12 protein-coding genes and 4 tRNA genes are annotated in these 11,313 nt (G+C 51.3%); all 16 read left to right on the top strand.

What is annotated here, in order from left to right:
* The first annotated feature begins 36 nt into the window (after positions 1-36).
* Positions 37-336, top strand: coding sequence for an HU family DNA-binding protein (locus FYJ52_RS09325; protein ID WP_268892599.1), 300 nt, complete (start codon positions 37-39; stop codon positions 334-336).
* Positions 337-389: 53 nt separating this feature from the next.
* Positions 390-635, top strand: a complete 246-nt coding sequence (locus FYJ52_RS09330) for an RNA-binding S4 domain-containing protein (protein ID WP_154576954.1) — start codon at positions 390-392, stop codon at positions 633-635.
* Position 636: 1 nt separating this feature from the next.
* Complete coding sequence (locus tag FYJ52_RS09335; RefSeq protein ID WP_154576955.1) at positions 637-1,071, top strand: FtsB family cell division protein; 435 nt, start codon at positions 637-639, stop codon at positions 1,069-1,071.
* Positions 1,068-2,006, top strand: coding sequence for a Ppx/GppA phosphatase family protein (locus tag FYJ52_RS09340; RefSeq protein WP_154576956.1), 939 nt, complete (start codon positions 1,068-1,070; stop codon positions 2,004-2,006). The genes FYJ52_RS09335 and FYJ52_RS09340 overlap by 4 nt, the downstream gene beginning before the upstream one ends.
* 94 nt (positions 2,007-2,100) lie before the next feature.
* Positions 2,101-2,189, top strand: a tRNA-Leu gene (locus tag FYJ52_RS09345).
* 19 nt (positions 2,190-2,208) lie between these two features.
* A tRNA-Met gene (locus FYJ52_RS09350) sits at positions 2,209-2,285 on the top strand.
* An 8-nt stretch (positions 2,286-2,293) separates the two neighbouring features.
* Positions 2,294-2,370 (top strand) — tRNA-Met (locus FYJ52_RS09355).
* Positions 2,371-2,378: 8 nt separating this feature from the next.
* Positions 2,379-2,453, top strand: a tRNA-Glu gene (locus FYJ52_RS09360).
* Between the two features lie 86 nt (positions 2,454-2,539).
* A complete protein-coding gene (gene tilS, locus FYJ52_RS09365) occupies positions 2,540-3,970 on the top strand; it encodes a tRNA lysidine(34) synthetase TilS (RefSeq protein ID WP_154576957.1) in 1,431 nt (476 codons plus the stop codon).
* Entirely contained in the window at positions 3,963-4,496 is a 534-nt protein-coding gene (gene hpt / locus FYJ52_RS09370; RefSeq protein ID WP_154576958.1) for a hypoxanthine phosphoribosyltransferase, read from the top strand. The genes tilS and hpt overlap by 8 nt, the downstream gene beginning before the upstream one ends.
* A gap of 30 nt (positions 4,497-4,526) precedes the next feature.
* Positions 4,527-6,620, top strand: coding sequence for an ATP-dependent zinc metalloprotease FtsH (ftsH, locus tag FYJ52_RS09375; RefSeq protein WP_328598803.1), 2,094 nt, complete (start codon positions 4,527-4,529; stop codon positions 6,618-6,620).
* Positions 6,621-6,639: 19 nt separating this feature from the next.
* A complete protein-coding gene (locus FYJ52_RS09380) occupies positions 6,640-7,056 on the top strand; it encodes a thioesterase family protein (protein WP_154576959.1) in 417 nt (138 codons plus the stop codon).
* A 24-nt stretch (positions 7,057-7,080) separates the two neighbouring features.
* Complete coding sequence (locus FYJ52_RS09385; RefSeq protein WP_154576960.1) at positions 7,081-7,863, top strand: type III pantothenate kinase; 783 nt, start codon at positions 7,081-7,083, stop codon at positions 7,861-7,863.
* A complete protein-coding gene (gene dusB / locus FYJ52_RS09390; RefSeq protein ID WP_154576961.1) occupies positions 7,864-8,838 on the top strand; it encodes a tRNA dihydrouridine synthase DusB in 975 nt (324 codons plus the stop codon).
* Positions 8,835-9,596, top strand: coding sequence for a UPF0489 family protein (locus tag FYJ52_RS09395; protein WP_154576962.1), 762 nt, complete (start codon positions 8,835-8,837; stop codon positions 9,594-9,596). The genes dusB and FYJ52_RS09395 overlap by 4 nt, the downstream gene beginning before the upstream one ends.
* A 64-nt stretch (positions 9,597-9,660) precedes the next feature.
* Positions 9,661-11,139: a UDP-N-acetylmuramoyl-L-alanyl-D-glutamate--2,6-diaminopimelate ligase gene (locus FYJ52_RS09400; protein WP_205960825.1), complete on the top strand. Its 1,479-nt coding sequence runs from the start codon at positions 9,661-9,663 to the stop codon at positions 11,137-11,139.
* Positions 11,140-11,313 lie beyond the last annotated feature (174 nt).

Genomic DNA, 11,313 nt, shown 5'->3' on the forward strand with positions numbered 1-11,313 from the left:
TTTTAGGGGTTCGCGCGTATAATAGTAAAGAAATATTTGAATAGAAATCCATGGAGGAACTCAATGAATAAAACACAGTTAGTTGCATCAATTTCAGAAAAGTCAGGTTTATCCAAAAAGGAATCTGAAAAAGCACTGTCTGCTTTTACTGAAAGCATCGTCGAAGCGTTACAGAAAGGCGACAAAGTTTCTTTAGTCGGATTTGGTACTTTTGATGTCCGCCACAGAGCAGCAAGACAGGGTCTCAATCCGAGAACAAAAGAACCAATTGAAATTAAGGCTTCAAATGCTCCGGCCTTCAAGGCAGGTAAAGCATTTAAAGATGCATTGAACTAAGTGAACATGGGAAAAGCCGGAAATGCTCCGGCTTTTATTTTTTAGGAGGAAAAATGCGAATCGATAAATTTTTGAAAAATTCGCGCCTGATTAAGCGGCGTACGGTCAGTAAAGCGGCCTGCGACAGCGGGCGCATCGCCGTGAACGGCCAGGTTGCCAAGGCCGGCACACAAATCAAGGAAGGCGATATTATCACCCTTTCAATGGGTGGGTCAACCCAAAAGGTCAAAGTGCTTGCGACGCCGGAACACGTTCGAAAGGAAGACGCTGAAAATCTGTATTCAGTGATTGAATCGTAACATGGCTGGGAAGAGCAAACGCCGAAATCGGAAGAAGCGGCGTGCGAATTTTGCGGACTGGTTGGCGAAAAACGGTATTCGGCTTTTCGTTGTTGTTGGCATTGCTGTGGCAATTGCCGCCCTATACGGCACGAAGATTTCACAGATTGTCCGGCTCGAAGCTCAGAAACGCGGGCTACAGCAGGAGCTGGTTTCAGAAAAGAAGCGGAGCAGGCGGCTGGACAATGAGCTTAAATCGATCAAAACCAAACATTACGTGGAGTTTATCGCCCATAAAAATTTAGGGCTGGTTTATCCGAATGAGCAAATTGTCATTCAGGTCGATAGTCAAGCCGAAGCGAAGAAAAAACAACAGAAGGCCAAAAAACAGGCGGCAAAAGCCCAGCAGACGTCAGAGACGCAAGACAGCGATACGGAGACGGAGGAGGATCAGTGAGACAGGAAAAGACAAATAAGCGCTTGGGTGTGATCGATATCGGCAGCAATTCAATTCGGATGATGGTGTTTGATCACGGCGGAAAGGCCCAACCTTTTTGCAACGTTAAAAAATTTCTGCGTACGACGCGGCTCGGGCACGGCGTCGACGCTTCGGGCAATTTGGCAGCATCGTCGATCGCGCGCAGTATCGACGCATTGGTTGAATTTAAGCAGATTGCCGATGACGAAGGTGTGGCTGAGATTTATGCCTTTGGGACCAGTGCCATGCGCGACGCAGGCAATGCGAAAGACTTAACCGAGCCGGTACGGCGCAAAACAGGACTTGCGATTGACATTGTCGACGGCGATACGGAAGCGCGGTATGGTTTCTACGGCGTGTCTTCGTGCTTTCCCGGAAATATCTTAATTGTCGATATTGGCGGAGGCAGTACGGAATTGATTAGCGGCAGCAGAGCCGCGGGAATCGTCTGGGACAAGAGTTTGAACATCGGGGCGGTCCGCGATACAGAGAAATTTATCCGAGAAGATCCGCCGCATCAATCATCCCTTCAAAATCTTGAAGCCCACGTGCAGGGTCAAGCTGTGGTATTGTTTCAATCCCATGCCCTGCCTTCGGACACGAAGCTTGTCGGGATTGGTGGCACCAATACGACGCTGTCGGCGATTCACCAGCATATGACGACGTACGATGAAACCAAGATTCACATGAGCACGCTGTCGATTAAAGATGTCGCCCAGATTCAAAATCAATTGGCCGCTTGCGATCTCGATGCGCGGAAAAAAATTGAAGGCCTTCCGCCGCGGCGTGCGGATATCATTGTGGCAGGGTGTACGATTCTCAGTGCGGTGATGCGCAGCGCAGGTGCCGAACAAATGACCGTGTGCGGTCGGGACAACATGGAAGGCGCGGCCATTTTACATTACGGTCTGTAACGAAAAGATAAAAATTAAATAAAAAAGAGTTGACAAGGACAGGAGCTTAGACTATAATAGCTCTTGTCCTTGAAAAACAGGTGCTTATGTGAACGCCGGAGTGGCGGAACTGGCAGACGCACAGGACTTAAAATCCTGCGATCCTAACCGATCGTACCGGTTCGATTCCGGTCTCCGGCACCACTTATATTTTTTACCTCGTCGCGGGGTGGAGCAGTTTGGCAGCTCGTCGGGCTCATAACCCGGAGGTCATAGGTTCAAATCCTGTCCCCGCAACCATTTTTTATGGCGGCGTAGCTCAGTTGGCTAGAGCATACGGTTCATACCCGTAGTGTCAGCGGTTCGACCCCGTTCGCCGCTACCATTAAAAATGGCCCCTTGGTCAAGCGGTTAAGACACCGCCCTTTCACGGCGGCTACGGGAGTTCGAATCTCCCAGGGGTCACCAATTTAAAAATATCCTGAAGTGTTTCACTTCAGGTTTTTTTTTATAAAAAATTGCAAAATGAAACAAAAAATCAATCAGAAGAAAAAATGAAAGAAGATTCGATTTCCTTAGACGTCCAGGCCTTTGAAAAAAGCGTCGACGATTTTGTAAACACACACCAAATGTTTAAGGCTTCCGACGGTCTGTTAGTCGGCGTTTCGGGCGGAGCAGATTCAATGGGGCTGCTCACTTATCTGAAACGGCGGCACTCAGGCCGGGTGGTCGTCGTTCACGTTCACCACGGCATCCGCGGGGAGGCGGCCGACGCCGACGCGGCACTGGTCCGCGATTTCTGTGAGCGCGAGGGCATCGTCTGCCAGATCGTAAAGGTAGATGTTCCCCGGGAAGCAGCGCAAAAAAAAATCAGTCTTGAGCTGGCCGGGCGTCAGGCCCGCAGGCGCATTTTCGAGAAACTTATGACGGCTTATCACTGCAGCCGTCTGGTTTTGGCCCACCACATGAATGATCAGGCCGAGACGGTGATGATGCGGCTGATCCGCGGGACCGGAGTGGCCGGCGCGGCCGGGATCCAACCGGTCTCCGGCATCGTTGCTCGGCCTTTTTTGTGTGTGAAAAAAGAGGCGATTACTTCGTATTGCGAGGCGCTTCACATTGCCTTTCGTACGGACGCGACTAATTTTGACACCCGTTTTACACGAAACAGCATCCGGCAGGAGATTCTGCCGCAAATGACGGCGATCAATCCCAGGGCTGTCGACCATCTGGCGGATTTTGCGCAGATGGCGGCGGACTATCAAAGCGAGATTGAATTTTGGCGCACGAGACTGACGGATCAATGGGTGACGGCGAAGGCACACGGCTTGATCTTGGATTTATCCGCATTTCAAACAGCCTCTGCACTGATGCAGCGCTTAATCGTTCAGGATTGTCTGATCAAAGCGGGGAAAACCATGATTGATGTCGAGAGGCGCCACGTCGACGCAGTCATTCGTCTTTTAGCGACAGACAAAACCACGTGGGATTTGGACATGCCCCATCGGGTTCGGGTGTCGCGGCGGTATAAAGAGTTGATTTTCGAGCGCCTTCGCGAATCGGGAGAAAAGGCCCCAAGATTTTCCGAGCGATTTGTCATTGTGCCAGGTGGAAAGGTGCGCGCTGTGGTCGGCGGTTACAGGATAACCGTGTTGAAGATTGAAAATTTCCAAAAAAAATACAAGAAAGCACATTTAATCAATGAATTTTTTGTTAATTATGGTAGAATAAGACATGATTTAATGCTGAGAGGCAGGGAGCCCGGCGATACCCTGAAAATTCAAGGCGTTGGGCATCGAAAACTGAAAAAGTTTTTAATCGACCGGAAGGTTGATAAAAATAGACGTGCGTCGCTGCCCTATTTGGCAGACGGCTCGCGCATTCTGTGGATCCCGGGCATCTGGCGGGATACGGAAATTGGAACGGTACAGGATCAAAATGATATCGGTTTGCTGATAAGATTGGAGAAAATCGTCGATGAATGAAATAAAAAAGGTGCTGATTACAGAAGAACAGCTCAAAGCTCGAAACGCGGAAATGGGCCGACAGATCACAGCGGATTTTCAGGGAAAAGAATTGCTTGCAATTTGCATTCTCCGAGGAAGCTACATTTTTTTCTCGGATTTGACCCGGGAAATCGAACTGCCGCTGGAGGTGGCGTTTATGCACGCCGCCAGCTACTTCGACGGCACGGAAAGCTCTGGCAAAGTGAATCTGCCTGATCAAAATATGCTTTCTGTAAAAGGTAAGGATGTGCTGGTCGTTGAAGACATCGTCGACTCTGGCCGGACCCTCTCTGCGCTGAAGGCGACTCTTTTGGAAAAAGAGGTGAACAGCCTGCACATCGTGACGCTGCTTGACAAGCCGGACCGCCGCGTCGTCGATATCGACGTCGATTATTCGGGATTTATCGTTCCGGACGAATTTGTCGTGGGATACGGCCTGGATTATAACCAGCGTTTCCGAAATTTAAAATACATTGGCGTCTTAAAAGAAGAGGTTTATCAATAAAAAACTGTTTTCAGGGAAAGGAGAAAGTGATTGAAAAAATACATGCGCATGATCGGCTTTTATCTGCTGGTCCTTGTGATCATCATATTGGCCGTTACTTTTTTAAATCCATCGCGTTCTGAAATGAAACGCTGGACCTATTCGGATCTTGTGACGAACTTGAATCAAAACAAGGTCGCTTCGATTCGGATCAACGGTTCAAAAGCGACAGGTAAAACGACTGGTGGCAAGAGTTTTGAAACGGTTGTGCCGGAATACACCATAGATCAGATCGTCAGCAACGCGATTATAAAAAATCCGAAACTGAAGGTTGAAATCGCCCAGAATCAAAGCTGGATCGTCTCGTTGATTCCTTCGGTCATTTTGGTCGTGATGATGATCCTGTTTTTCGTCATGCTGTCTCAGCAGTCTGGTGGCGGCGGAAAGGTCATGAGCTTTGGAAAAAGCCGGGCCAGAATGCAGTCGCCTAACGACAAAAAGGTAACCTTTGACGACGTTGCCGGGGCGGATGAGGAAAAGGAAGAATTAGAAGAAATTGTCGATTTCCTGAAATCGCCGAAACGATACACAGAAATGGGTGCAAGAGTGCCCAAAGGGGTTTTGCTCGTGGGCCCTCCGGGAACAGGCAAGACGCTGCTCGCCCGTGCGGTTGCCGGCGAAGCGGGCGTGCCGTTCTTTATCATTTCAGGTTCCGACTTTGTCGAAATGTTCGTCGGGGTCGGGGCGTCCCGTGTGCGCGATTTGTTTGAAACGGCCAAGAAAAATGCGCCGTGTATTATATTTATTGACGAAATCGACGCAGTCGGTCGGCACCGCGGCGCCGGTCTCGGCGGCGGACACGATGAACGGGAACAGACCCTCAACCAGCTGCTGGTTGAAATGGATGGCTTCAGCGCAAATGAAGGCATTATTGTTGTCGCTGCGACGAACCGCCCGGATATTCTCGATCCGGCGCTGCTTCGACCTGGCCGCTTCGACAGACAGATTACCGTTGGCCGTCCGGATGTGAAGGGCCGCGAAGAAATCCTGAAAATATACCGGCGCAACAAACCGCTGGATGCGTCCATTGATTTGAAAGTCATCGCTAAGGGAACGCCGGGATTCACAGGCGCGGATCTCGAAAACCTGATGAACGAAGCTGCGCTTCTGGCAGCCCGTAAAAAGATGAGCGTCATCACGATGTCAGAGCTTGAAGAAGCGATCAAGCGCGTCATCGCCGGTCCAGAAAAGAAGAGCCGCGTGGTCGACGAAGGGGATCAGAAAATTACCGCTTACCACGAAGCCGGGCACGCGATTGTCATGCGTTATCTCCACAACGGAGAAGATGTCCACGAAATTTCGATTATTCCGAGGGGCATGGCCGCCGGCTACACGATTTCGCTGCCGACTGATGACAGCCAGCACATGTCGAAGGGCAAGCTGATGGACAAGATCGCCGGGTTTTTAGGTGGGCGCGCGGCGGAAAAGGTGGCCCTCGACGATATCTGCACCGGTGCGTCCAACGATATCGAGCGGGCGACGGACATCGCCCGGAAAATGGTGACTGAATGGGGCATGAGCGAGCATCTCGGTCCGATGACATTCGGCAACAACGATGGCGGAGAGGTTTTCCTCGGCCGTGATTTGGGCCGGACCCGCAACTACAGTGAAGAAGTCGCGTCTGTCATCGACAGGGAAATCCGCAATATTGTCGAGACGGCGTACGAACAAGCCTGCTCGATCTTGACGAAAAAATACGATACGCTGGTTGATGTTGCCGAGACGCTGCTGAAGGTCAACACGTTGACCGGCGATGAATTTGCCGATATCTACGAAAATGGCAGTGCGAAGAAGGAAGTCTCTGATTCGCCTGGCCAACCAGAGACAGAACCTCAAAATGGCGATGCGAATGCAGACGAAGGGTCCGCACCCGATGTTAAAACAGAGGGTTCAATCCAGCCCACGCAGCAAGGGATGGAAGATGCGCCGGTCAGCGAAAAGACACAACCGCAGGCGGCATCAGACGCCAAAGCCGCGGTGACAGAATCGGATGTGCAATCAGAAACCAATGAAGAAACGGCTGAGGACGCGTCCCAAACCGATGCACCATCCGACACATCAGAAACGGATCAGACAGAAGAATAAGGGAAAAGGGGGAACGATCATGACTGAAGGACAAAATGAAAACGGCGGCCTGCGTGCAGGCATGGAAATGAAAAAGGATTACCTCGTTTCGCGCGATCAGACAGCACGGGTTGTCGGCAGCGGCGGCCTCGACGTTTTAGCGACGCCGGTTTTATCGGCGTGGATCGAAAATGTCGCCTACGAGATGGTCGATTTGTGGCTGAAAGATGACCAGACGACAGTTGGCGGCAGCATCACTACGGCGCATATTGCACCGACGCCGGTAGGGCTTAAGGTGCGCGTCAACGTCCGGCTGGAAAAAATCGACGGCCGGAAGCTGACTTTCTCGACCGAAGCCTGGGATACGGTTCAGAAAATCGCCGAAGGCGAACACGTCCGCTTTATTGTTGATAAAAAGCGCTTTATGGAAAAGGTAGCGAAAAAGAAAGAAAGCTGAGCAATTTCTTCGGAATAAGTCAAAATGATTTTAGTAATAGATGTAGGAAACACAAATACGGAAGTCGGCGCCTTTGAAGGTGACGAACTGATCACGTCATGGCGCTTTATGACGAAGACGCCCCGGACTTCCGATGAATTCGCAGTGACATTCAAAGGGTTCTTCCAGACAGACGAATTGGATCCCAAAGCAGTGGAATCGATCATTGTCGCCTCTGTTGTACCGGATGTCATGCACTCGATGATCAACGGGATGAAAAAAGTTTTTGGCCGCACGCCGCTGGAAGTCGGCCCGGGGATTAAGACGGGGATGCCCATATTGATGAACGACCCGACAGAAGTCGGCGCGGACCGCATTGTCGATGCCGTCGCAGCGTATAATCTTTACGGCGGACCGGTTTTGGTGCTGGATTTTGGGACAGCGACCACTTACGATTACGTCAATGAAAACGGTGCGTTGGTTGCCGGCGTCATGACGCCGGGGATTCAGATTTCTGCCAACGCGTTGTTTGCCAACGCGGCGAAATTACCGAGCATCGCCATTCGAAAGCCTGAGACCATCATGGCCAAGGATACGGAAACCAATATGCAGGCCGGATTGGTTTACGGCTATATTGGTCAGGTTTCGTATATCATCGATAAAATGTGCGAAAAAATTGGAGAGTCTGTCAAAGTGGTCGCGACCGGCGGTTACGGCCGAATGTTTCTCGACGAGGTGGACAGCATCGACATTTTCGATCCGAAGCTGACCCTCAAAGGACTAAAAATCATTCATGATAAAAATCTTGCATCACGAAGGCGAAAGTGAATGAACGAACAAAATCATAAAATCGTGCCGGTGGAGCTGGCACCTATGGCAGGTTATACCAACCTGCCTTTTCGTTTAATGGCAAAAAAATACGGCGCGGACCGCGTGACCACCGAGATGGTTTCGGCGAAGGGGCTGTATTACCGGGATAAGAAAACTGCCCAATTGATGGCGACGATGCCCGAGGAACGCCCGGTCGGCGTTCAGATTTTCGGCAGCGACCCGGAGATTATCGCTGAGACGGTAGCGCGTGACATCAACCCGTTGGATTTCGACTTCCTTGATTTCAATGCGGGTTGTCCAGCGCCGAAAATTGTCAAAAACGGCGACGGTTCAGCACTGTTAAACGACTTGCCGCTTTTGGAGCGCATTGTCTCTGCGATGGTGAAGGTCTCGGATAAACCGGTGCGGGTCAAGCTTCGTCTCGGTTGGGACGACGCCCACATCGTGATTGACGAGGCCATCCGCCGAGTGGAAGACGCCGGCGCGGCGATGTCTGTCGTCCACGGGCGGACCCGGGCGGCTTTTTATTCGGGCAAGGCCGACTGGGAGGCGATCGCGAGGGCAAAAACCCTGGTCGAGATCCCAGTTGTGGCTAACGGCGACATCGACTCGCCTGAGGCGGCAATGCGTTGTCTCGAGGTGACCCACGCCGACGGCCTCATGGTCGGCCGCGCTGCGGTGGGCCGGCCCTTTATCTTCGAGCGGATCAAAGCGCGACTGGCTGGAAAGGATGGTCCATTGCCGTCAGCGGGCGAAATTTTGAACATGGCCATCACACACGTTCAACTGGTCGAAGAATATGCCGACCAGACGGGGCCAATGGTCGAGATGCGCAAACAGCTGGTCGCCTACACCAAGGGGATGCCGGATTCGGCACGGCTGCGCCAACGTATTTTCACCTGTCAAAGCGCCCAGGACATGACCGATTGTCTGAGAGCGTACGCGTTGCGGGAAGGAATTTCCCTCCCATGAACCAGTGGATAAAAAACGAACACGTGCGTTTCGCGTCCCTCGGCCAAGGCAGCGGGAGCAAGACGGCTTGCGTCGTCGACAACCATCAGTACTCGCTGCTGTGCTGGCTGAAGTGGTTTGAACGGACGAAGACGCCGGCTGTGTTGGTCAGCATCGATTTCCATCCGGACACAGACCCGGCGTTTTGGCTTTACAGTTACCAAAAGGCTCTCGCCAAAGTGACCGACCCATTGGATGAAGAGGCGGTTATGGCCGAACAGCAGCGCGTCCAGACAAAGCTTCTCGCACAGATGGATGCCTGCGATTTTGAATCGGTGGCGGCGCAGATGCCAAAAATGAATAACGACGAGCAGATCAACACGGCGATGGATCTGGGGATTTTGTCGGATTACCATATGATCAATTGTATGGCGGCCCATCATTACGCATCGGGCACCCATTATTTGGTGCCGGAGGCTCATTTTGGCGACCTGTCCGATCAGATGTTTCAGGCCTGCGGTTTTGATCTGTCTATTTTGAAAGATGCGCCAATCATTTTGGACATCGATCTGGATTATTTTCCGAAACCGTCCTTTGACACCGCTGGTGGGATTTTCAAGCAGCTTGTCAGGCGGTCGGAGATGGTGACGATGGCGCGCTCCGAGTCGTATTTTCATTACCTCAAAAATGAGCAGGAGCGGACTTTTACGATAGATCAATGCGAGCACGCGTGCCTCGCACTTTTAAATCGCTGTTTGCCAATGGACGAGCCGGGCTGAAATGTTGTATAATGATAGACAGCGACAAGCTACGGATGAATATAAGAGAGCGAAGGGAAGCACAATGAATTATCACGATTTATTAACAGATGAAGACATCATTGAAATTAAAAACGGCGAATTGACGGCGGACATTTCAGATGTGGTTTACGATTCGAGACAGGTACGGAAAAACGCGCTGTTTGTTGCGATTTTCGGTTTTGCAGCCGACGGCCATCAATATATCGAGTCAGCCATTGAAAAGGGGGCGGCCGTGATCGTGCACCAGGCCGATCTGGCCCAATATCATGACGACGTCACTTACATCAAAGTTACGGATACGCGGAAGATGCTCGGGATTATCGCAAGCCGCTTTTTCGATCACCCGTCGTCCAAATTAACGATTTCGGCCATCACCGGCACCAACGGGAAAACCAGCTCGACGTATTTTCTCACACGGATTTTAACGGAAGCCGGGAAAACCTGCGCGCGCATGGGCACCATCAATGATGAAATCGACGGTGAAATTTTTGACAACAAAGGCCGCACCACTTCCGAATCTCGGGACACCCAGGCCTTCATTGCGAAAGCGGTTGATTACGGCTGTACGGATCTTGTCATGGAAGCCTCTTCGCAGGCGCTGGATTTGGACCGTCTTGTCAACGTCGATTTTGACTACGCGCTGTTTACCAACTTGACCCAGGATCATCTGGATTATCACAAAACATTTGAAAATTATTTCTTGGCGAAAGCTAAGCTGTTTGACCAGACGAGCCAAGCGGCGATCATCAATACCGACGACGAATGGGGCGTGAAGTTGGTGGACCGCATCCATCACCGCCATCGAGATCTCAAGGTCATCACTTACGGCACTTCAGACGATGCCGATTACAAAATTGAATCGATCGACTGCACGACGAAAGGCAGCCAGTTTACACTGCGCCACGGCGATGAAGAAGAAGGCGTATTCCTCGATGTGCTCGGCCGGTTTATGGTCTTTAACGCGGTGGGCACGATTATCGCGGCGCGCGAACAGGGCGTCGGCTGGGAGATCATTAAGAAAGCGCTGGCGGATGCGCCGGTGGTTGACGGTCGGATGGACCGCGTGCCGCTGGATTTGGATTTCGACGTCATCGTCGATTACGCCCACACGCCGGACGCCCTCGACAATATCCTGTCGACGGTTCGTGAACTGACGGACGGCAAAATCATCGCAGTCTTTGGCTGCGGCGGCGACCGCGACCATGGGAAACGCCCGAAAATGGGAAAAATTTCTGCGGAAAAAGCGGATTTCACGGTGCTGACCTCCGATAATTCCAGAACAGAGGATCCGGACAAGATCATCGACGATATCGAAGCAGCCGTTAAGCCGATTACGGATCAATATATTCGCGTGACCGACCGGCGGGAAGCGACGGCGGCAGCGCTGAAAATGGCGAAAAAAGGTGACGTGGTCATCTTTGCCGGCAAGGGCCACGAAAAAACAGAAACGAGCCGGAACGGCGTTCGTCCTTATTACGAAAAAGAAGTCATTCAGGAAGTGGCCAAAGAACTCGGACTTTGACGGAAATTTGTATTTTTAAATAACAAAGCTGCGGAATGCACCGCAGCTTCAGACTGTAGACAAAGTCTAGGGCAAACGCTCTAGGCTTTGTTTATTATCGCAATCATTTTTCACCTGTTGCCATACAACCGTGGTAAAATAGCAATAATAGAAACAGGCCATGCATTCAGTAAG

The organism is Pseudoramibacter porci, from assembly GCF_009696145.1.
In the GTDB taxonomy this organism is placed as follows: Bacteria; Bacillota; Clostridia; order Eubacteriales; family Eubacteriaceae; genus Pseudoramibacter; species Pseudoramibacter porci.